We start from the raw sequence: 22,281 nt of genomic DNA on the forward strand, positions 1-22,281 counted from the left end.
AGACTCTGGAGATGGCTTCGACCAAATCGGCGCACACCCTGATCCGGGTGGTGTCGTCCATCCTGATCGCGCTCGCCGCCACCGTGCTCTCCACCGGTTACGCACAGGCCGCGACGCCCGCGACCGCGCGCACCATTACGGCGGGACTCGATCCGCACGGTCCCGACCCGGTCATCTCGGTGCTGCTCGCCGATCAGCACGTGCTGTTCCGGTCCGGGCTGCGCGCCGCCATCCTCACCCAGCCCGACTTCCGCTGTGTGGCCGAGGTCGGGGACGGGGCGGCCGCCATCGCCGAAATGCGCAGGCAGCGGCCGCATATCGCCATCCTGGACCTGGATATGCCCGGGCTGGACGAGGCGGCCATCGTCGAAACGGTGGCGGAACTCGCGAACACCACCCGCATTCTCACCCTGACCAGCGATGACACCGAGGAGAACCTCTACCGGGCACTGCGGCTGGGCGCGACCGGGTTCCTCTCCAAAGCCCTACCGGCGCAGGACCTCATCGCCGCCATTCGCACCGCCGCGCGTGGGGACGCGCTCATCGATCCGCGGCTCACCCGCAGTCTCATCACCCGGCTGACCACCGGCATCGAACCGTTCCCGGCCGCACCGGAACTCCGGTCGCTCACCGCGCGCGAGCACGAGGTGCTGCAGTTGATCGCCAAGGCGTACACGAATCCGGAGATCGCCGCCGCGCTCGGGGTCGGCGAGCAGACCGTGAAAACCCACGTCTCCAATGTGCTCACCAAGCTCGGCGTCCGCGATCGCGTGCAGGCCGCCGTCTATGCCCACACCCGCCGCATCGTCACCTGAGTACGTCAGGCACGGCGTCACCTGACGGATGCCGGGGCCGGGTCGCGCGCGCCAGAGTGGAGGTGAAGGGCGCGACCACGGAATTCGCCCGCCAGGAGCGACAATTGATCACCTACGACCGGCTGTACGCGGGCGGGGGCTGGGTCGAACCCAGCGAACCGGCGCTGCTGGAGATCCTGTCCCCGCACGATCGATCGGTGCTCGGACGGGCGGCGCAGGCCCGGCCCGACGATATGGATCGGGCGCTGGCGGCGGCGCGGACGGCCTTCGACGGCGGTGCGTGGCGGGAGCTGCCGCCGGGGGAGCGGATCGCGGTGCTGCGGCGGTTCAATCGGCTGCGGGAAGAAAAGGCCGGACTGATGGCAGACCTGATCACCGCGGAAACCGGCCGGCCCGTGTGGTTCACCCGGGCGGGGCAGGACGGTCTGACCAGGCAGGTGAACGCTTATCTCACGGCGGCCGAGCATTTCGATTGGGAGCGCACGCCGGATACGCGGATGCACAGCGTGATTCGGCAAGCCCCGGTCGGCGTGGTCGCCGCGCTGGTGCCGTGGCATTCGCCGTGCTTCGCGGTGACGTCCAAGGTCGTGCCCGCGCTGCTCGCCGGAAACTCGGTGGTGCTGAAGGTATCCCCGGAGAACTCGCTGAGCATGGGCTTGCTGGCCGAACTGCTGGATCGAATCGGATTGTCCGACGGGGTGATCAGCGTGCTGCCCGCGGAACCGGAGGTCGGCGAGCACCTGATCACGCATCCGGCGGTGGACATGATCACCTTCACCGGGTCGGCCGAGACGGGCAGTCGGGTCGCGGAACTCGCCGGTGCGCGACTGAAGCGAGTCGATGTCGAGGTATGCGGCCGATCGGTAGTCGTGGTGCTGCCCGACACCGAGCTCGATACCGTCCCGGCGGTCGCGCGGCTCGGATCGGTCCAAACCTGTTTCCTCGCACCACGTTCCCGCTACCCGGAAGTAGTGGCGGCGGTGGTGCGCCTGGCGGAATCGCTGCCGGTCGGCGACCCGCGTGACCCGGCGACGCGAATCGGCCCGATGGCGCGCGGCGACCAGCAGCAACGGTTCCGCGAGCACATCGAAGCCGCGATCGCCGAAGGCGCGCACCCGGCACTCGGCAGCTCGGGAATCCCACCCGGCCTGCGCGACGGCTTCTACGTCACCCCGACGGTCCTCGCCGACGTGACGCCGGACATGCGCATCGCCGACGAAGCGATATGCGGCCCAGTACTGATCGTCATCCCCTACGACGACATCGACGACGCACTCCGCATCGCCAACCGCTCCGGCCCCGGCCTCTCCGGCGCAGTATGGTCGGCCGACCCCGCAGCCGCCGCAGCGGTGGCCCGGCGCATGCACGCCACAACCGTCGCCGTCAACGCGACACCGACCGGATTCGACGACACCCCAGCAGAATTCGACGCCGCCCGCGCACACGACACCCTCAGCCGATTCACCGAACTCCGGACGATCAGCTCCCGGCTGCGCTGATCGGTCAGCCGGCCGTCTCCGTCAAGGTCGGTAGCAGGGCTGCCAGGTCGCCGCGGGAACTGATGCCGAGTTTCGGGAAGATGCGGTGCAGGTGGGTGCTGACCGTGCGGTGGGAAAGGTAGAGGCGCTGGCCGATTTCGCGGTTGGTCAGGCCCTGGGCGGCCAGCTGGGCGATGCTCAGTTCGTGCGGGGTGAGGCGCTCGCGGGCGTCCGGATCGCGGTTCGGGCTGGATTCGCCGGCGCTGCGCAGTTCCAGGCGTGCGCGTTCGCTCCAGGCGGTGAAACCGAGGGCGTCGAAAGTCTCACGCGCCGTGCGCAAATGGGTGCGTGATTCGACCACCCGGCGCTGGCGGCGCAGCCATTCGCCGTAGGCCAGGTGCAGGCGGCCGCGTTCGGCGGGCCAGCCGGTGAGATCCGCGGCCAGCGCGGTCGCGAACAGTTCGGCGGCCGCGTCACCAGCGAGAACCGCACGTGCGTAACGCATTCCGATGTGCAGGGCGGGCGATGAGGTGGCCGCCGCCGTGACCTCCAACTCGCGCAGCAGCTCCGTCATGGCGTCGGCGCGCCCGGCCCGCACCGCCGCCTCGGCGAGCTCGGTGAGGAAATACGCGCCCAGCGCCGGAGAATGCGACGGGTCGCGCGGGTCGTGAATCCGCATCAGATCGGTGAAAGCGTCCTCGAACCGGCCCTCGCCGAGCGAGATCAGACCGCGGGTGAGCTGCACGGTCGCCAGCACCGGGCGCGCGCCGGCCGCCAATCCGATGCGCTCGGCCTCCGCCGCCAGCTCGACCGCCCGCACGTAATCACCACGCAGCGCGGCGATTTCGGCCTGCACGGCGATCACCACCGCGTGCATGAAGGGCGCACCGGTCTCCCGCGCGAAGGCCGCCGCCTCGGCCGCGATGGGCGCGGCGGCCGCGAGATCGCCGAGCCGGGCCAGGCTCCACGCCTCGATGGCCAGCGCCCGGCACAGCAGCCCCAGCCGCCCGGCGGAGCGGAAACCGGGTGCTGCGGCCGCCGCGAACTGAGCCGCGAGGTCGAACGCACCGACTTGATATGCCGCACTGCTCAGGAAGTGATCCACTTCCGGGTCGCCGCCCATGCTCGCGGTTTGCCCGCGCAGGAACCCCAGTACCTGTTCGCCGCGTTCCAGCGGGGCCACGATGGAGTCGATGGCCAGCTTGCGCGGATCGCCGTCCGGGATGCCGAGGCTGTCGGCGACGGCCAGCACCACGCGCCGGGTATCGGGTCCGGGCTCGGACCAGAAGCACCGCATGGCCGCGCCCCACAGGATGCGCAAGGCCGGATCCGGATATCCGTCGGCGGCGACGGCCGTGGCCAGCGCCGCCAGTTCGGCTATGCGCGTGGGACTTTCGCGCATACCGTCCTCGAAGCCGCTGAGCAGCCACTTCGCGGTGGCCTCCTGCTCGGCGGTGAGAGGGAGGGCGCGCGCGGCATCGACCAGCCGGTCGGCAGTGCCACGATGACCGGAGTCGACGGCCAGTTCCGCCGCGCGCAGCAGGCGATCCGCGCGCCGGGCGGGGGTGGCGCTGAGCGCGGCCGCGCGTTCCAGCGCGGCGATCGCACCGCCCCGGTGCCGGGAACGTTCGGCGGCCGCCTCCAGCGCGGCCGCCACGTCCTCGTCCGCACCGGCGGCGCCCGCCGCCAGATGCCACACCCGGCGGTCCGGTGCGTCGGTCAGCAGTTCGGCGAGTGCCAGGTGCGCCTTCCGGCGATCCTCGGGCGAGGCCGCCGCGACCAGGGCCGAACGCACCAGCGGATGGCGGAAAGTGACTGTGCCGGAGTCGATCTGGATCAAACGCGCCTGCACCGCCGGGGCGAGCACATCTGCCGTCACCTCCGAGCCGAGCAGGATCGCGGCCGCGGCGAGAGTTTCGGCCAGCGCTCCGTCGTCATCCAGCGCGGCGACGAGCAGCGCCGATCGGGTGCGCGGGGGCAGCATCGCGCCGCGTGCCGAGAATGCCCGTTCGAGACGTTCGGTCAAAGGCAAGGTGTCGGCGGACTCCGCGAGATCCGTTATCGCCGTGGGAAGTTCGCTCAGCGCCAGCGGATTGCCGTGCGCTTCGGCGAGCACCCGGCGGCGGGCCTGGGCACTCAACCCGGGAGCGATGCTGTCCAGCAACGCATGCGCGTCATCGTCGGGCAGCGGGCCGAGTCGCATGACGCTCAGTTCGGCCTCGTGCAACGCCGAACCGGTGCCGGTCCGTGCGGTGGCGAGCATGGCGACGGGCTCGGACTCGATGCGGCGCGCCACGAACGCGAGCACCTCGGCACTCGCGGGATCGAGCCAATGCGCATCCTCGGCCACCACCAGCAGCGGCTGCTCGGCCGCCAGATCCGTGAGCAGCGTCAGCGCCGCCAGCCCCACCAGATGCGGGCTCGGTTCATCGATCACATCCGACATGCCCAGCGCGGTTGTCAGCGCCTCCAACTGACGAGCGGGCAACCCGTCGAACGCCCGGCGCAGCGGATACAGCAGCCGATGCAATCCCGCGAAGGTGAGCCCGTGCTCCGCCTCCACCCCGCTGGTCCGCAACACCCGCACCCCCGCGGCCGCCGCATCCCGCACCGCTGCCTCGACCAGCGCCGACTTCCCGATCCCCGGTTCCCCTTCGATGAGCACCCCGCTCCGCCCATCGGTTCCGGTCACGAGCGCGCCGAGTTCCTTCAGCTCACTGTCTCGTCCGAACATCGGCATGGGTAGCGCTCTCCTCCTGGCCCGTCCACGACATACGAACCGGTCGCGACATTACCCAAGCGCAACCACGAGCAGCACCCGCCACGGTGTGCACGATGGCATGCGGTGGCGGGTGCGATGGCACGCGGTGCTCGGCCCGTGTGCAGTTGCTGGTGCGTTCGCACACGGCGCGCGATGTTCATGGTCGATGCGTTGTGTTGGGCGCTTCGACGCGCGGGAGTGGTGCTCGGCCCGCGGGTGGCGCCGCGCGACGGCGGGCGGCGGCGAGTGCGTCCGTCAGGCGTTCGTCGGCTCGGATTCGACTGCGGTGTCGGACCAGTCGGGTTGTGCGGCGGGCCGGATCAGCAGTAGGGCCAGTACGCCGCCCAGCAGGCCCACGATGCCCGATACGGCCAGGACACTCTGGACCCCGGCCACGGCGGCGGTGTGGGTTGCGTCCGTCACGGCCGCCCGCAAAGCCGCTGGAGCCTCGGCGGTCAGCAATCCCGCGCGTCCACCGGCCACCGCCCGCGCCGCCGCGGCCGGATCGGCGAAGGCATCGTCGGTAAGGATCCGCTGCGCGCGGGCGGTGAAAACACTGCCCAGCGCCGCGGTTCCGAATGCCATGCCCAGCTGCTGGGCGGTGCTGACCGCACCGGTCGCCATGCCGCCGCGTCGCGGTTCGACCGCCGCCATGGTCGCCGAACCCAGTGTGGCGGTGGCGGCTCCGACGCCCGCCCCGATCAGCAGGAAGCCGGGCACCAGCGCCGGCCAGCTCGCATCGCCGTGCATCAGCAGCGCACCGACCACGCCACCCAGGCCGATGAGGAGCAGTCCGCTGCCGATGATCCGCCCGGGGTGCATGGCGTGCAGGTATCGCCCGAATCCGGCCGACACCGCGAAAGCCATTGCGGACAAGGGCAATCCGATCAGCCCGGTTTGGATCGGCGTCCTACCCTGATCCGACTGCAACCAGATGGAGGTGTACATCAGCGCGGCGAACGCGGCGAAGAACAGTGTGACCGCCGCGATCAGCACCCCGGCGAAGGAACGCTGCCGCAGCAGCGCCAGCTCGAGCATGGGTTCCGCGACCCGCCGTTCGACCACCACGAACACCGCCAGCGCGGCCGCCGACACCAGGAACATCGACCACGCGCCGGTATCGGACCAGCCGTGTTCATTGGCACGGATCAGTGCGTAGGTTGCCGTCGCGGCCGCCACCGCGAAACTCGCCATGCCCGCGAAATCGATTCGGGCACGGTGGGTTTCCTCGCCGCCCCGGAACACCCACCACCCCAGCGCGATGACGCCCACACTCACCGGCAGGTTCACGAAGAAGATCCACCGCCACCCCGCCGCCTCGGTCAGCACCCCGCCGACGATCGGCCCGACCGCCGAGGACGCGCCCGCGACCGCACCCCACATGCCGTACGCGATGCCACGCTCCCGGCCGTCGTAGGCGCGATTCAGCATGGGAAACGTGGTGGCCGCCATGGCGGCGGCCCCGATGCCCTGCGTCACCCGGGCGGCGATCAGCACCGCCGAGTTCGGCGAAATCCCGCACACCAGTGACGATGTCGCGAACATCGCCAGTCCCGCCAGATAGATCCGCCGATGCCCGAACGAATCCGCGATCGAGCCCGCCCCCAGCAGCAGCGCGGCCATGGCCACGGCGTAGGCGTTCACCACCCATTGCAGGGAGCCGAAGGACGCGCCGAGATCGGCCGCCATATCGGGCAGGGCGACGTTCACGATGGTGACGTCGATGAGCAGCATGAAGGTGCCGAGGCAGATGGTCAGCAGCGGAAGCCATTTGCGCATATGCCGGTGTCCTTTCCGGAGTGCGAACAAGTCGGCGTCGAGTCTCCGATCGCGAGGCATCGAAAGTCGCCTGTGCTCGGCCGCGACGTAGGATTCGTGCAATGGCGGCCACTTCTCCGGCGGAAACTTCCATTCTCGAACCCCTCGATCTGGCGATCGTGCGCAAGCTGCAACTCGACCCGCGCGCGCCCTTCCGGCAGATTGCCGCTGAGCTGGGGCTGGCCGAGCAGACCATCGCCCGCCGCTACCGCCGCCTGCGCCGCGAGGGCCTGGTCCGGGTGATCGGTTCGGTCGATGCCCCCGCGCTCGGCGAGGACGACTGGCTGATCCGGGTGCGCTGCCGCCCCGAAGGCGCCGTGAAAGTGGCCGAGGCGCTGGCCCGCCGGGACGACGCCGCCTGGATCAGCATTGCCGCGGGCGGCGCGGAGGTCGCCTTCTCCCTGCATCCGCGCACCCAGCAGGATCGTGACGACCTACTGGTGCAGCGCCTGCAGCGCACCGCCCCGGTTCTCGATATCACCGCCGCGCTGATCCTGCACCGCTTCGTCGGCCGCCACGCCATCGACTATCGCGGACGCCGAGACCTGCACTCCGGCAACAGATCCAGCGAGTCGGCGACGCGCACCGTCCACATCGAGGACACCGATCGCGCACTGCTGGACCTGCTCGCGCACGACGGCCGCACCTCCTACGCCACCCTCGCCCGCGCCACCGGCCTGACCGAAGGCCGCGTCGTACGGCGCATCGCCACCCTGCACGACGCCGGGATCCTCTACTTCGACCTCGATATCGCCCCGGCCGCAATGGGTTCCGGCATCGCCACCTTCCTCTGGCTCAATGTCGCTCCCGCCCAGCTCGATTCGATAGGCACCGCCATCGCCGACTTCGAGGAGACCACCTACACCGCCGCCGTCACCGGTCCTTTCAACATGTTCACCACGCTCTTCTGCGAAAGCACCCGAGCCCTGTACCACTTCATGTCCACCAAAATGGCCACCCTCCAGGGCATTCACAGTTTCGAACTCTCGCCGGTCCTGCGCCGCGTCAAGCAGGCCGGCACCATCACCCACGGCGACCTGCTGGCCCCGCCCGCGCCGCCCGCCCGCCGTAACCGCTGACCGCAACCCACGCAGATCGGCGAAGCGGGCGGGAACGCGTTACTGTCCGCCCGTGAAGTATCTCGTGGGTTGCACCCTGACCCTGTTGTTCGTGCCCGCGGTTTCGCCCGTGGCACAGGCGGATTCCGCCCCCTCCTGCGTCGAAACCCCGAACCCCGAAACCGCGGCCTGGCAATCCGCATGGGCCACCTACCAGGCCGCGGAATCCAATCCCTCGTCGGCGGATTCGTCTCGAACCGTCGATCTGCCCATCACCATCGACGCCCAGCTGGAGAAGGTCTGGGCGGTGTACTCGAACCTGCACAACGACATCGGCCGCCACCCCTTCCTGGCCGGTATCGCCACCCATCGCGACTGCACCGAAAACGGCGTTCGGACCATCGCTTTCACCGCGCTGGAAAACATCCCGATGGGCTCCGTCACCTATCCCGCCAAAACCCAAGCCCAGCAACGCCTGTACCCCGCCGACCACTACTACCTCTCCGACAGCTACGACGACCCCGGCGTCTTCACCCATCAAAAGATCACCTTCACCGACAACGGCGACGGCACCACCTCGGTGAACGAACACATAACCTTCACAACGAACCCGCTGCTGCTTTCTTTCACCGTGGAGAACGGCGTCTCATCCCACCTCGCCTACCAAGCGGCGCTGAAACGCGACATCGAAAACGGCACCCTCTGAATGATCAGTCGGGCCAGACCGGCTGCCGCTTCTCCAGGAATGCCTGCATGCCCTCTTTCGCGCCCGGGAGTTGGGATGCGGCTGCCATGACTTCGATGGCTATGGCGTAGGCGTCTGCTTCGGGGCGGTCCAGTTGGGCGTAGAGGGTGCGTTTGCCGAGGGCTTTGCTGGCGCGGCTGCCTCGGGTGGCGCGGGCGAGGAGGTCGGTGACGGTCGTGTCCAGTTGGTCGTCGGGGGCGACGGCGTTGATCAGGCCCCAGTCGAGGGCGGTGGCGGCGGTGATGGGGTCGCCGGTGAGGGCGAGTTCCATGAGTTGTTTGCGGGGGATGGCGCGGGCGACGGGGACGGCGGGGGTGTGGCAGAACCAGCCGCCTTTGCCGCCGGGGAGGGCGAATCCGGCGGAGGCGGCGGCTACGGCCAGGTCGCAGGAGGCTACGAGTTGGCAGCCGGCGGCGGTGGCGAGGCCGTGGACGCGGGCTATCACCACCTGCGGCACGGATTGGATGGTGCGCATCAGGTCGGTGCACAGTTCGAGCAGTTCGCGGACCTGGTCGATATCCCGTGCGGCTACGTCGGCGAAGTCGTGGCCGGCGGAGAAGACCGGGCCCGCGCCGGCGAGCACGATGCCGGTCGCGTCGGTGTCGGCGGCGGCGCGGAATGCGGTGCGGAGTTCGCCGAGATGGCCGGCGGACAAGGCATTCCGGCGGTCGGGGCGGTTCATGGTGATGTGAATGGTGTCGCCGTCACGCACGGCGAGCACGTGCTCGTACAGTGCCATGTTCCGACGGTAGCCCGGGTGGGAACGTGCGGACCGGAAAAACGGGTGAGCGGCCTCGAACATCAAAAAATTTACTCATGCTAACGAGGTTGGGGGAGAATGTCGTGCCCCCGATTCCTGTGGCCTGCCCGGTCGCGGCCGGGGACCTCAAGATTGCCGTTCGGGCTGTCGGATTCGGACGGCCGGGGGGATCGATGAGAGGGAGATGGCTCGCGTGGGACTGTCGCTGCTGCCTGCGCTGGCGGCGGACGAGGAAGTCGCGCCCCGAACGGTAGCGCACCGTCCGTATCGAATCGGCCTGATCGGTGGAATCGCCGCCGCCGCAATTCTTTTCACGTTTGGCGGTTGGGAGCGGCGCTGGATCGCCGACGATGGTTTGACCGTGCTCCGTACGGTGCGGAATCTGCTGGCGGGCAACGGCCCGGTGTTCAATGCGGGTGAGCGCGTCGAAGTGAACACCAGCACGGCCTGGACGTACCTCATCTGGTTCGGCAGCTGGGTGACGCGGGCGCGACTGGAGTACGTGGCGGTGGGCAGCGGCCTGATCCTGTCGGTCGTGGCCATTGTCGCCGCCATGCTGGGCACTGCTCGGCTGTGGGGCGGCGCTCGCGCCGGATTGTTGCTTCCGGCAGGCGTTCTCGTCTATATCGCCCTGCCTCCCGCCCGCGACTACGTCACCTCTGGACTGGAATCCAGTCTGGTCGTCTGCTGGCTGGCAGTGCTGTGGCGCGGGCTCATCACCTGGAGTCGTTCGGAAAAGCCCGGGATGACAAGCTCTCTCGCGTTGGCATTCCTCGCGGGCCTGGCACCGCTGGTCAGACCGGAACTCGTACTTGTCGGCGCACCAGCGGTTTTCATGATCTGCTGTGCTCCGCTGCCGGAGAGCCGATCGCGGCCATGGCTATTCCGCGTAGCGACCGTGGTGGCGGCAGGTCTCGTGCCGGTGAGCTACCAGATCTGGCGGATGGGCTACTACGGACTGCCCTACCCGAACACCGCCGTAGCCAAGGACGTGAGCGGCTCGAAATGGCGGCAGGGACTCGTCTATCTCTGGAATTTCGTCGGCCCCTACTGGCTATGGGTGCCCCTGGTCATACTGGGCGTCGCCGCCCTGTTCGCACTCCGATCCTGGCTGTCGGACGTTGTTTCGCTGATCTTCGCAGACGTGAAACCGACTGCGCGCGAAGTGATTCGCGGAATCCGCACCTGGCTCCGAACACCGTCCGCCGTGGTCACGCTGATGCTCGGCGCAGGTCTGCTGCTGACCCTCTACGAACTTCGCGTCGGCGGCGATTTTATGCACGGCCGTATGCTGCTGCCCCCACTGTTCTGCCTGCTACTGCCGGTCATGGTGCTACCGCTGAAAGCAATTGCCGAGCATCAAAATTCGCGCCACGGCCGCCTGGCAGCAGCGGGAGCATTCTCCGCCATCGCAGGCTGGGCGCTGCTCGCCGCGGACGTGACCGCCATCGAAACCCCCAACGCGATAACCCCTTCCGGCATCGCCGACGAACGCCTCTACTACGCCCGCTCCACCGGCCACCCCCACCCGATCCGCGCCGAGGACTACCTGGACTACCCGCGCATCCGTCCCATGCTCCGCGAGGTCGCCCGCCACCCGGACGGCGGCCTGCTCATCAACACCCCCTCCTTCCAGGACTGGCGAACGGTCCCGCCCCACAACCCGGACGCCACCGCCCCCAACACCGTGTTCTACATGAATCTCGGCATGATCAGCATGAACCTCCCCCTGGAAGTCCGCGTCCTCGATCCGATGGGCCTGGCCTACCCGCTCGCCGCCCACACCTTCCGTTTCCCCGACGCCCGAATCGGCCACGACAAGAACCTCGACTCCGACTGGGCGGTCGTGGACGCCGGCATGGCGACCGAGCACCCCCGCCTGCCCTGGTATCTCGACGAAGGCTGGACGACCCGCATCCGAACAGCCCTGTCCTGCCCCGAAACCCGCGACCTGCTGGCCTCCACCCGAGCACCCCTGACCTTCGACCGCTTCCGCCGCAATATCCACCGATCACTGAGTTACGCCGGCTACCGCATCGACCGCGTCCCCGAGTTCGAGATAGAGCGCTGCCGCCTGCAGCCGGCTCGCACAGCATCGTGACCGGGCCGGATCACCCGCTGGGGAACGACGGCGGAAACAGTTCACCGACCGGTCGGCGCAGATAGTCGCGTTCGGAGTAGGCCGCCCGCATCCGGTCGAACAGCTCCTGCGCGCGCCGGGTCATCGCGGGCAGGTCGATGCCCGCGATCACGCCGTCCCGCAGCACGATCCGGCCGGCGATCATCGAGAAGTCGGCGGCGCGGGCGGTGCTGTTCATGCACAGCGTGCGGACGGGGTCGTCGAGCACGCCGTCCAGGGGATCATCCAGCCGGAAGGCGACCAGATCGGCGGTGGCGCCGACGGCGATGCGGCCGAGATCGGGTCGTCTCAGAGCTTCCGCACCGCCGAGCGTCGCCGCCGCGAAGTAGTCCGCGTAGCTGGCGGCATCGGTGCGGTGGGCGAGGACCTTGGCCACCGTGACGCCGATATCGATGCCGCGCACTAGATCCGGCGGGAACGAGTCGGTGCCGAGCGCCATCCGCACCCCGGCGGCCCGATACCGCGCGAAGCTGTCCAGCGCCGCACCGTGGCGGGCCATGGTGAGCGGGCAGTGGATGACGGTGACGCCCGCCGCCGCCAGCGTGGCGATATCGGTGTCCGTGTCCGCGTCCACGAGCGGATTCGAATCGACGTAGATGCCGTGCGGCACCAGCAGTTTCGGACCGAGCAGACCCGTCCGCTCCAGCACGGCCAGTGGCGGCGCACCGTATTCGCCGAGCACGAGTTCGCGTTCGAGCAGCCCTTGCAGCGCATGCAGCCGCACGAGCACGCCCGTCCGTTCGGCCAATGCGGCGGTGCGGCGCATGAGCTCCTCGCTCAATGTCTCGATGCGGCACGGCAGCAATGCACCGTGCACCAGATCGGACTCTTGCGTGGCCGCCCACTCCAGATACCGCTCGGCGTCCTCGAACCCCTCGCGCCCCAACGGTTCATTCCAATAGATGGAGCGCGTGCCGTCCGAATCCACCACATTGACCCCCGAGCGGTAACTCGGCCCGAGGTAGACGCGCAGCCCGAGCCGCCGCGCCGCCTCGGCCATGGCGACGGCGTCCTCGAAGGTCTCCGCCCAATCGCTGTGCACCTCGGACGCGATCGGCATGGCCGTCGTCACCCCGTGCAGCAGCAATTGCACGAAGCCGTACTCCCGGATGAAAGCGCGCTCCCCGGCGTCGAATACGGCCCGCCGCCGATGCTCGGCGTAATCCCGCGACCATTGCAACCCCAGCCCGAGCTCGCGGGATTGCCAGGAATCGAGGATGGTGTGGTCGATATCGGTGAGCGCGTCTAGATCCACCAGACCGGGCGTCAGCAACGCGGCGCCGAGTTCGATCACCTCCTCGGCCACCGCCGCACCGGCCGGCCCGACGGCCACGATCCGCGCCCCCTCGACCACCACCTCCGCGTCCGTGAGCAGCACGTGCCCACCGTCCGCGTACGCGAGCACGTGCGCGGCCCGAATACTGCGGCGCCCGTTCACCGCACCGCCCAGCGACCGGGAATCTCGAAGCCCGGCAATGCGGTATCCACGGTGACCACCCGCCCGTGATGGACCACGGTGCGCTCGGCGGGCCGGTCCATCACCGCCGCGGTGGGACTCACCGCATCCACGAGCACGAATTCGGCCGGATCGCCCGGCGCGAAACCGGGATGCGAGCCGAACCGCTCCAGCGGCCGCAATCCGCGATCCAGCACGCTCGCCCCACCCCAGGTGGCGACCCCCAGCGCATGCTCGATCTCCGGATCCGCGGCGAACCCCTGCACGAACGCGAGCTGCCAGGCCCGGTCCAGCATGTCGCCATTGCCGTACGGGGACCAGAAGTCGCGCTGACCGTCCATCCCGACCCCGACCCGCACCCCCGCGGCCGCCAGCTCCGCCAACGGCAGTTCCCAGCCGCGCCCACCGGCCGCATGCGTGATGGCCACCCCGGCGGCGGCCAGCCGGGCGATGGCGGCGGGCACCCCCGGCAGCCCGCTCGCCAGGCAGCGCGCATGCGAAATCGTCACGCGCCCCTGCATACTCAGCGCCTCCACCCGCTCCAGAATGAGCGAGAGCGTGAAGAGCCCGAGCTCGCCCGCCTCGTGCAGGTGAATATCGACCTCCACCTGATGCCGTTCGGCCAGCATGAAGACGGCGTCGAGATGCCGCACCGGGTCGCGGTCGATCTCGCACGGATCGATGCCGCCGATCAGGTCCGCGCCCGCGCGCAGGGCCGCGTCGAGCAGATCCACCACCCCCGGTTCGAGCAGAATCCCGACCTGCGGGAAGGCGACGATCTGCACATCGGCGGCATCGGCATAATGCTCGCGCGCCGCCAGCACGCCCTCCATCTTCTCCAGCCCCGAATCGGCGTCCACCTGGGCGTGCGTGCGAATCCGGGTGGCGCCGTTGGCGATCGCCACCGCCAGGGTGAAGGCGGCCCGTTCGGCGACCGGCCGATCGGCCGTCCGCCAATGCTTGCGATCGTTCATGATGCGCCCCCACCGCCCCGGCTCGCCCGTATAGGCGCGGAACGGCAGGCCGAGGCAGCTGGAATCCAGGTGCAGGTGCACATCCGACAGCGCGGGCAGAATCAGCTGCCCGCCTCCGTCCAGCCCGCCCGCCAATGAGGCATCGGCGGTTGTTTCGGAAACCGCTGCCACCACGCCGTTTTCGATGACGATATCGACGGCCTCGCCACCCCACGGCCGCACATTCGCGATACGAAGACTGTTCACCTGGTTCAGCTCCCGAAGCTCGCGGCGTCCACCGTGATCATCCCGTCGGCCCGCGGCGACCATTTCAGCTCGGGATCCACCGCGTAGTTGGTATCCGGCGTGTACAGCCCGATGAGCAGCGAGTGCGCGTCATTGAACCGGAACAGCTCGCTGTAGGCGTCGATCCGGCCCTGTCCGCCGACCGTGCGCGTCTTGGCGACCAGCGCCGCCGTGGCCGGGAGCATGGCGTAATCGTTCTGCTGCCCGCCGAACATGGACGCCACCGGTGCGTCACCGTCCATGGTGGAGGGGGCGTAGGTATTGAGATACAGCCCCTGCGCGGACTTCGTACCGTAAATGATCTGCGAGAAGCTGCCCTGATCGGTGCCGTTCAGCGTGACGGTGATGCCGACCTTGGCGAGATCGCCCTGAATCGCCTGTGCGATTTCGGAACTCAGCGGAATGCGCCCGTTCGTCGCGTACTGGAACGGAATCGCCTGCCCGGTGTATCCGGACTCCGCGACGAGCTGCTTGGCCTTCACCGGATCGTAAACCGCCTGTGGATAGGCAGGATTGAAGCCGCCGACGCTCTGCGCGATCAGCTGATTGTCGACCTTCGCCTTACCGGCGAGCACATTCTTCACGATGCTGTTCCGGTCGATCGCCAGCGCGATGGCCTCCCGCACCTTCTGGTTGGCCAGCGGCCCCGCCGACGAGTTCATCCCCAGGAACGTGACCCCGTTGGACACATTGGATTTCACCGTCACACTGGATGATCCGCTGACCGCCGACACCTGGTTGGGCGCGATCAACGCCACGTCCAGACTGCCGGACTGCACGCCGTTGAGGCGCGCGTCCGCGTCGGCCACCGTCTTGAAGGTCACCTTCTCCACCGCCGGTGCCGGACCCCAATAGTTCGGATTGCGTTTGACGACGTATTCGACCCCGCGCGTGTAGTGGTCGAACATGAACGGCCCGGAGCCGACCGGTGCGGCCGCGAAGCCGGCGGAACCCAGTGCGGTGTACACCTTTTCGGGCACGATCGAGACGCCGGTGACGATCGAGGGCCAGGCCGAGAACGGCGCGTTCAGCGTGAAGACGACGGTATTGCCCGCGCCGACCGCGGCCTTGTCGAACATCTCCATGTACGAGGCCGGGTCGCCGGAGGGCGTCGCCTTGATCGTGTTGTAGGTGAAGGCGACGTCGGAGGGCAGCACCGGATCGCCGTTCTGGAATTTGGCATTGTCGCGAATCGTGAACGTCCACTGGGTGAAGTCGGCATTGTGCTCCCATGCCGTGGCCAGCAGCGGATTCAGCTTGCCATCGGGATCGAAGCGCGCCAGCTGATCGAATTCGGCGAAGTAGTAGTTGTATCCGGCGAGCGACCCGTCGACGATCGGGTCCGCCACCTTCTCCGGTTCGGTGACCGCGCCGACCACGATCTCGTTGCCGGAGCCGCCGGAGCTGCCCGCCGGTGCGCACCCGGTCAAGGCCAGCGCGGCGGCGAGGACGGTGAATCCGGCTATGGCGGAATGGGTTCGGGATATCACGAGTTCTCCTGGTCGAGGGTGGGGAGGGGGAACAGGCACGCCACGGTGTGACCGTCGGCGCCGGTGGGTTCGAGGGCCGGTTCGCGTTGCGCGCATTCGGGTTTCGCGATCGGGCAGCGGGTGCGGAAGGAGCAGCCGCCGGGCGGGTTCGCGGCATCGGGCATCTCCCCGCGCACCAGCAGCGCGGCGTCGCGAATCCGCTTGTGCGGGTCCGGAATCGGCGCGGAGGCGATGAGCGCCCGGGTGTACGGGTGCCGGGGCCGGGTGAAGATCTCCTCGGTGTCGCCGATCTCGACCAGCTTCCCCAGATGCATGACGGCCACCCGGTCCGCGAGGTGCCGCACCACCGAAAGGTCGTGTGCGATGAACAGATACGACAGCCCCAGCCGCTCCTGCAGATCCTCCAGCAGATTGATCACCTGGGCTTGGACGGAGGCGTCGAGCGCGGAGACGGGTTCGTCGAGCACCAGCACCTCCGGTTCCAGTGCCAGCGCCCGCGCGATGCCGAGCCGCTGCCGCTGCCCGCCGGAGAATTCGGCGGGCCGGCGAGCCAGCGCGTCCTCGGTGAGCCCGACCTGGGCGAGCAGGCGCACCACCCGGTCGCGGGAGTAGCCGCCCGCGATCCGCAGCGGTTCGGCGACGATCTCGTGCGCGGTCATGCGGGGATCGAGCGAGGAGTAGGGATCCTGGAAGACCAGCTGCACCCGGTTCCGCAGCGCCCGCCGCTCCCGGGGACGCAACTGCCGCGGATCGTGCCCGAGCAGGCGGATCCGCCCGGCGCTCGGCTCGTTGATGCCGAAGAGCGTGCGCACCAGCGTGGACTTGCCGCCGCCGGATTCGCCCACCAGACCGAAGGTTTCGCCGCGGCGCACCCCGAAGCTGATGCCGTCCAGCGCGCGCAGGGTGCGCTTGGCCCGCAGGCCGCGGCGGCTGGTGAAGGTCACCGACAGGTCCTCGACGCGAATGACCTCCTCGACGGCTGCGGGGTTCATGACACGTCCTGTCGGATGGCGGTGGCGGCGAGCGCGGGCGGGCAGGCGACGGCGCGGTCCGTACCGAGCGGGATCAGGACCGGCGTGGTGATATCGCAGGCGCCGTCCTTGCCCGCGAAGTCGCAGCGCGGGGCGAATCCACAGCCGGCCGGACGGTCTACAGGCGCCGGGGGAGCGCCGGGAATCGCGTACGCGCGTTCCCGCTCGTCGCCCGCCGCGCCGAGCAGACTCCGTTGCAGCCCACGGGTATACGGATGGGCGGCCTCGTCGAACACCTGCCACACCGTGCCCGTTTCGACGACCCGCCCGGCGTACATGATCGCGACCCGGTCGGCGTGCTGCGCCACCAGGCCGAGATCGTGGGTGATCAGCACCATGCCCGCGCCGCTGCGTTCGCGGGCGGCGGCGAGCACCTCCATGAGCTGCGCCTGGATCGTCACATCGAGCGCGGTGGTCGGCTCGTCGGCGATCAGCACCGACGGGTCGTTCGCCATGGCCATGGCGATGACGGCGCGCTGGCGCATGCCGCCCGACCATTCGTGCGGATAGGCGCGGGAACGCTCCTCGGGCTGCGGAATGCCCACGCCCGCGAGCAGTTCGACCACCCGGCGCTTGCGGGCGCGGGCGTCCAGGCGCTGATGCACGGCCAGCGCCCGCTCGATCTGGACGCCGACCCGGCGCACCGGGTTGAGCGAGGTCATCGGATCCTGGAAGACCATGCCGAGTTCCGCGCCGCGCAATCGGCGCAGCGTCTCGTCGTCCGCGCCGACCAGCTCCCGGCCGCGGAATCGGACGCTGCCGGAGAAGACGGTCAGCGGCGGGGCGAGCAGGCCGAGCACCGCGAGCATGGTCACCGACTTGCCGGAACCGGATTCGCCCACCAGGCACAGCACTTCGCCCTCGTCGAGGGTCAGGCAGACGCCGTCGATCAGGATCACCCGCTCGCCGGCCGGGGTGAGGTATCCGACGGTGAGGTCGGTGACTTCGAGCAGGCGGGCGCGTGGGGTGCCGGTCATGCCGTCACCGCCTCGAGGCCGCGCCGGGACCGCCGCGGGGCGCGCACCGTGCGGCGCAGACCCTGTCCCGTCTCGGTGAACCGCGCGCCGACCAGCAGGGTGCCGGCGATGACCAGCAGCAGCGCCACCGCCGGGACGATGGTCAGGTACGGCGCCTGCCGGATGTACTTCTGGCCGTCGGTGATCATGAGACCCCAACTGGGCGTGGGCGGTTGGACGCCGAGCCCCAGGTAGTCGAACGACGAGATCATGATCATCACGTTGCCGAGGTCGGCGGTGGCCAGAATGCCCACCGGGACCAGCACGTGCGGCACGATGTGCTTGCGCATCACCCAGGTCGAGCGCGCACCGAGCAGACGCGGCGCGATGACGAAGTCGCGGGCGGACAGCCCCAGCGCCACCGACCGGCCGACCCGGGCGTACCCCACCCAGAACGTGAGGCCCAGAATGGTGGCCATCAGCCCGACGCTCGGACCGCGGATCGCCGACAGCGCCATGATGACCAGGCTCATCGGAACCGCCAGCTGCACATCGGCATAACCCATCAGCAGGCTGTCGAGCACACCCCGGAAATAGCCCGACACCGTGCCGATGACCACGCCGATCGCGGCGTTCACCAGCACGATGACCACCACCAGCCCGAGCGTGATGCGGCCCGCCAGCGCCAGGCGGCTGGCCAGATCCCGGCCCAGGGAATCGGTGCCGAGCGGGTAGTGCGCGGTGGTGAACGGCCGGACGAAGGCGTCCGAGAGTTCCTGTGCGTACGGGTCGTAACCCGGTGTGAACGGGTAGGCCAGGGCGAACAGTGCGACCGTGAGGATCATCGCCAGACCCAATCCGGCGGCGATATTTCGGGGTTTCATCGGACTCTCGCTCTCGGGTCGACGATGCCGTACAGCACGTCGACGCACAGGTTGACGACGACGAAAATGACCGCGATGACCACCAATCCGGATTGCACGACCGGAAAGTCGCGGCTGAACACCGAACCGAGCATCAACTGGCCCAAACCCGGCCAGGCGAACACGGTTTCGACGATCACCAGCCCGCCCAGCAGCGTGCCGAGCTGAATGCCGGACACGGTGAGCACGGGAAGTAGTGCGTTGGGCAGCATTTCGCGCAGGATGACGGTGGAGCGCCGCTCGCCCCGGGCGTACGCGGTGCGCACGTAATCCTGACCGGCCTCGGTGGTGAGCGAATTGTCCAGCAGCCGTGTGTAAACGACGAACTGCGCGGTGGCGATGGTGACCGCCGGCATGACGAGCGAGAGCGGATTCGCGCTCGCCAGCGACGGCAGCCAGCCCAGCGTCACCGAGAACACCAGCACCAGCAGCAGCCCGAAAAGGAAGTCCGGCACCGCGAGTCGCGCCGCGCCCAGCCCGAGCGCCAGCCCGCGCAGCGACCAGAACCCGCTCAGGTGGATGGCGAGCACTACCAGGAGCGCGAGCGCCACACCCACCAGGAATCCGGTGCCGCCGAGTTGCAGCGAGGCCGGCAGCCGTTGCAGCACCAGCGTCATCGACGACGTGCCCTGCTGCCGGTACGAATCCCCGAAGTCCCCGCTCAGCACCCCGCCCAGGTAGTCGAAGTACTGCGTCAGCGGCGGCTTGTCGAAGCCGAGCCGGGCGTTGAGCGCGGCGATATCCGCCTCGCTCGCGGTATCCGGCAGCAGCGACGCCGCCGGGCTGCCGGTCAACCGCCCGAGCACGAAGGCCAGCGTGACCACGACGAAGACGGTGACCACGGCCTGGATCAGACGTCGCAGTAGATAGACGGCCAAGCTCAACTCTCCTCGCTCTGTGCCATTCGGTATACAGAATCGAAGCGATGAGTGTCTCTGTCGTGATGATGATGTTTCTACCTAGTGAATTGCGCGGCGTGTCCCATCCGTCGATCAAAACGGTAGACAGAATCCGCTTCGTAGACTGAGCGGGTGCCCCCAGACCCCCGGTCGCCGCGCGCCGTCGACGACACCTCCCAGACGCGCCGCATCTACGACGACCTACGCCGCAGCATCATCACCGGCGTCTACCGCGAGGGCGAGAAACTCCCCGAGGCCCGCCTGGCCGACATGCTCGGCACCTCCCGCCTCCCCGTCCGGGAAGCCCTCACCCTGCTCGAATTCGACGGCATTGTCACCGCGCTACCCCGGCGCAGCGCCGTCGTCCGCCGGTGGGACCGCACCGCGGTGGAGGAACTTTTCGACGTCCGCATCGGCCTCGAACCCTTGGCCGCCCGCCTCGCCGCCGCCCGTATCCGCCAGGGCGCTGACATCACCCCCCTCCTGGCCGCGCTGCGAGAATCCCACGCCGCCATCACGTCTCACGACCCCCGCGACCCCCTGCGCATCGCCGAATCCAACGCCAAACTGCACGGCGAAATAGTCGAACTGGCCGGCAACACCCTCCTCACCCAGCTGATGCGCACCATCCTCGCCCGCATGGCCTGGCTCTTCTTCATCACCACCAGCCGCGACACCGCAGTCCAACTAGACGAACACCAGCACCTCATCGACGCCATCGCCTCCGGCGACGAACGCCTCGCCGAATACGCCATGCTCAGCCACACCGAAGCCGGCCGCGCCCCCACCCTCGCCATCGTCACCGCCCTGCGGCACACCGACTCTCCCGATTGAGAGGGCCGGTGCGCCGAGGGCATTCGCTATTCGACCAGCGATGCGCGGCGCACCTTGCCCGCATCGTCACGCAGCGGTGCGGTGGTGTAATCGAAGCTGCGGGGCACCTTGTAGCGCGCCAGCCGCGCCGCCGTGAAGTCGTGTAGTTCGGCATCGGTGAGGGCGGTCGCGGTCTCCACGATCGCGTGGACCCGCTGCCCGAGATCCTCGTCGGGCAGGCCCAGTACGACGACCCCGCGCACCGCCGGATGCTCGCTCAGGGCGGCTTCCACCTCGGCCGGATAGACGTTCGCGCCGCCGGTGACGATCAGGTCGGTGCGGCGATCCGCCAGGTAGAGGTAGCCGTCGGCATCCAGGGCGCCGAGGTCGCCCACGACCTCCCAGCCGTCCACGAACCGCGCCTCCGCGCCCACGTAACGGTATGTGGGAGTGCCGTTCTCGGGCCGGACCAGGATCTCGCCGATCTCGCCGGGCGCGAGGTCCGCGCCGTCGGGGCCGGCCACGCGGACCCGGCCCCACAGCGGACGGCCCACCGATCCGGGCCGGCGCAGCCATTCCGTGCCGTCGATATGGGTCATCATGGTGCCCTCGGTGGTGGCGTACATCTCGTGCACCGCCGGTGCGCCCAGCAGGTCGATCCAGGCCCGCTTGACCCAGTCCGGGCACGGCGCGGCGCCGTGCCACAGGGATCGCAACGAGGTGATGTCGTATTCCGCCGGGGCGCGCTGTAATTCGCGTGCCATCCGGCTCATCATGGTGGGTACCAGACTGATCCAGTTCACCCGATGACCGGCGACGGCGCGCAATGCGGTGACCGTGTCGAACTTCGGCAGCACCACCAGGTGCTGCCCGGCCAGCAGTCCGTAGACCGAGAAGTTGAACGGCGCATTGTGATACAGCGGTCCGCAGACCAGCTGGGTGTCGCCGTCGCGCTGGTCCAGGATCGTGGCGGTGCTGGTGACGTCGAGCTCTCCGCGCTGGGCCGGCACGATCAGTTTCGGCCGCCCGGTACTTCCGCCCGAGGTGGGGACCTTCCAGGCCGGGGCTATCTGCCCGGAGTCCAGAGCAGCATCCGAAGTGCCCGGGTCGGGTGCGAATCCGACCGGAACCCAGGGCAATCCCGGATCGCCGGGGCGCACCCCGACGACCAGAGCCGGTCGCGCCAGCGCCAGCACTGCCTCCTGCTCCGGTGCGGGCAGCAGCGCCGAAATCGGCTGCGGCACAGCGCCGAGCTTCCACAGCGCGAACAGCGCCGTATAGAACTCCGCCCCGTTCGGCAACGCGACGGTGACCAGATCTCCGGCCCGTACCCCGAGCTCCCGGTAGGCGCGAGCCAGGCGGTTCGCCGCCGCTTCCAGCTCGGCGCGGGTCCAGGTGCCCCGAGCGTCGGTGATCGCGGCCGCCGCGGGGGAGCGGGCGGCCAGCTCGGTCAGCAGCCGCCCCAGCGGCAGAGCCGCAGGTCCATGACCTGCGGCTCTTTGTTTGTTGGCAATGCGCGAACCCGCTAGGCGCCCTACGCAGCATCCGACGTTTTGTAGGCTAGGGCGAGGCATCTCTCTGGAGTCAGAGCAGGCTGCCCGGCTCAAGGCGGCTGTTCCGATTCGTCGAATGCGTTCTCTATCAGGTCTTCTGCCTCGTCCGTGAGCTCGTAAACGACGCTCCGCAGTTGACACTCGATCGTGAGCTCACGGGCTCGAGTATGTAACTCGGCCTCGCTGGCTGTGCCGAGTCGAACCATATGGATCAACTCCATAGCGTCATCGACAAACGGGTTGTAGCCGTGTTCCCGGCACCAATCAAGAGTCCACTTGATAGCAGCTTCCATGTCCACGTCCACATGTTCCGCGCTTCGGTTCGT

Annotated in this window: 16 protein-coding genes and 1 pseudogene; 6 read left to right on the top strand and 11 right to left on the bottom strand. The window is 68.9% G+C overall.

The window, feature by feature from the left end; genetic code table 11:
- Nucleotides 1–11 precede the first annotated feature (11 nt).
- Both NY1_RS09285 and NY1_RS09290 read left to right on the top strand, forming a co-directional pair.
- Nucleotides 12–815 carry a response regulator gene (locus tag NY1_RS09285; protein WP_084534802.1) on the top strand — a complete coding sequence of 268 codons (804 nt, stop codon included), beginning with the start codon at nucleotides 12–14 and terminating at the stop codon, nucleotides 813–815.
- A gap of 104 nt (nucleotides 816–919) precedes the next feature.
- Complete coding sequence (locus tag NY1_RS09290) at nucleotides 920–2,314, top strand: aldehyde dehydrogenase family protein (protein ID WP_067710711.1); 1,395 nt, start codon at nucleotides 920–922, stop codon at nucleotides 2,312–2,314.
- 4 nt (nucleotides 2,315–2,318) lie between these two features.
- Here the strand turns inward: NY1_RS09290 and NY1_RS09295 are convergent, their stop codons facing one another.
- On the bottom strand, nucleotides 2,319–5,033 hold the full coding sequence (locus NY1_RS09295) for an AAA family ATPase (protein WP_067710502.1): 2,715 nt from the start codon (nucleotides 5,031–5,033) through the stop codon (nucleotides 2,319–2,321).
- 276 nt (nucleotides 5,034–5,309) lie between these two features.
- Nucleotides 5,310–6,833 (bottom strand): MFS transporter, encoded by a 1,524-nt coding sequence (locus tag NY1_RS09300; protein ID WP_067710504.1) that lies wholly within the window; start codon nucleotides 6,831–6,833, stop codon nucleotides 5,310–5,312.
- Between the two features lie 101 nt (nucleotides 6,834–6,934).
- On the opposite strand from NY1_RS09300, the gene NY1_RS09305 reads away from it, so the two are divergent.
- Both NY1_RS09305 and NY1_RS45070 read left to right on the top strand, forming a co-directional pair.
- Nucleotides 6,935–7,951, top strand: coding sequence for an Lrp/AsnC family transcriptional regulator (locus tag NY1_RS09305; RefSeq protein ID WP_067710506.1), 1,017 nt, complete (start codon nucleotides 6,935–6,937; stop codon nucleotides 7,949–7,951).
- 52 nt (nucleotides 7,952–8,003) lie between these two features.
- Nucleotides 8,004–8,636 carry an SRPBCC family protein gene (locus tag NY1_RS45070; protein WP_067710508.1) on the top strand — a complete coding sequence of 211 codons (633 nt, stop codon included), beginning with the start codon at nucleotides 8,004–8,006 and terminating at the stop codon, nucleotides 8,634–8,636.
- 4 nt (nucleotides 8,637–8,640) lie between these two features.
- On the opposite strand, the gene NY1_RS09315 is transcribed toward NY1_RS45070, so the two are convergent.
- Nucleotides 8,641–9,414 carry an enoyl-CoA hydratase-related protein gene (locus NY1_RS09315; RefSeq protein ID WP_067710510.1) on the bottom strand — a complete coding sequence of 258 codons (774 nt, stop codon included), beginning with the start codon at nucleotides 9,412–9,414 and terminating at the stop codon, nucleotides 8,641–8,643.
- A gap of 205 nt (nucleotides 9,415–9,619) precedes the next feature.
- Here NY1_RS09315 and NY1_RS09320 point away from each other — a divergent pair, with 205 nt between their 5' ends.
- Nucleotides 9,620–11,536, top strand: coding sequence for an arabinofuranosyltransferase AftB family protein (locus NY1_RS09320; protein WP_233434260.1), 1,917 nt, complete (start codon nucleotides 9,620–9,622; stop codon nucleotides 11,534–11,536).
- Between the two features lie 10 nt (nucleotides 11,537–11,546).
- Here NY1_RS09320 and NY1_RS09325 read toward each other — a convergent pair whose 3' ends face one another.
- The 6 genes and pseudogenes from NY1_RS09325 to NY1_RS09355 form a co-directional block, all read right to left on the bottom strand.
- The gene (locus tag NY1_RS09325) at nucleotides 11,547–13,013 is read right to left on the bottom strand and encodes a chlorohydrolase family protein (RefSeq protein ID WP_067710511.1); all 1,467 of its coding nucleotides are present in this window, start codon (nucleotides 13,011–13,013) and stop codon (nucleotides 11,547–11,549) included.
- Complete coding sequence (locus tag NY1_RS09330) at nucleotides 13,010–14,251, bottom strand: amidohydrolase family protein (protein WP_067710713.1); 1,242 nt, start codon at nucleotides 14,249–14,251, stop codon at nucleotides 13,010–13,012. Before NY1_RS09330 ends, NY1_RS09325 begins: the two co-directional genes overlap by 4 nt.
- 5 nt (nucleotides 14,252–14,256) lie before the next feature.
- Nucleotides 14,257–15,780 (bottom strand): ABC transporter substrate-binding protein, encoded by a 1,524-nt coding sequence (locus NY1_RS09335; RefSeq protein ID WP_067710512.1) that lies wholly within the window; start codon nucleotides 15,778–15,780, stop codon nucleotides 14,257–14,259.
- Nucleotides 15,777–17,788, bottom strand: a pseudogene (locus NY1_RS45540) (dipeptide ABC transporter ATP-binding protein). Before NY1_RS45540 ends, NY1_RS09335 begins: the two are co-directional and overlap by 4 nt.
- Nucleotides 17,785–18,651 (bottom strand): ABC transporter permease, encoded by an 867-nt coding sequence (locus tag NY1_RS09350; protein ID WP_084534805.1) that lies wholly within the window; start codon nucleotides 18,649–18,651, stop codon nucleotides 17,785–17,787. The pseudogene NY1_RS45540 and the gene NY1_RS09350 overlap by 4 nt, the downstream one beginning before the upstream one ends.
- Nucleotides 18,648–19,568: an ABC transporter permease gene (locus NY1_RS09355; RefSeq protein ID WP_067710516.1), complete on the bottom strand. Its 921-nt coding sequence runs from the start codon at nucleotides 19,566–19,568 to the stop codon at nucleotides 18,648–18,650. Before NY1_RS09355 ends, NY1_RS09350 begins: the two co-directional genes overlap by 4 nt.
- Before the next feature lie 153 nt (nucleotides 19,569–19,721).
- Between NY1_RS09355 and NY1_RS09360 the strand changes: the two genes are divergently transcribed.
- Nucleotides 19,722–20,423: a GntR family transcriptional regulator gene (locus NY1_RS09360; protein WP_084534806.1), complete on the top strand. Its 702-nt coding sequence runs from the start codon at nucleotides 19,722–19,724 to the stop codon at nucleotides 20,421–20,423.
- Nucleotides 20,424–20,449: 26 nt separating this feature from the next.
- On the opposite strand, the gene NY1_RS09365 is transcribed toward NY1_RS09360, so the two are convergent.
- The gene (locus NY1_RS09365) at nucleotides 20,450–21,976 is read right to left on the bottom strand and encodes an AMP-binding protein (protein WP_084534807.1); all 1,527 of its coding nucleotides are present in this window, start codon (nucleotides 21,974–21,976) and stop codon (nucleotides 20,450–20,452) included.
- A 29-nt stretch (nucleotides 21,977–22,005) separates the two neighbouring features.
- Nucleotides 22,006–22,254 (bottom strand): hypothetical protein, encoded by a 249-nt coding sequence (locus NY1_RS09370; protein ID WP_157762128.1) that lies wholly within the window; start codon nucleotides 22,252–22,254, stop codon nucleotides 22,006–22,008.
- Nucleotides 22,255–22,281 lie beyond the last annotated feature (27 nt).

The sequence above is a fragment of the Nocardia yamanashiensis NBRC 100130 genome, from assembly GCF_001613325.1.
Taxonomy (GTDB): domain Bacteria; phylum Actinomycetota; class Actinomycetes; order Mycobacteriales; family Mycobacteriaceae; genus Nocardia; species Nocardia yamanashiensis.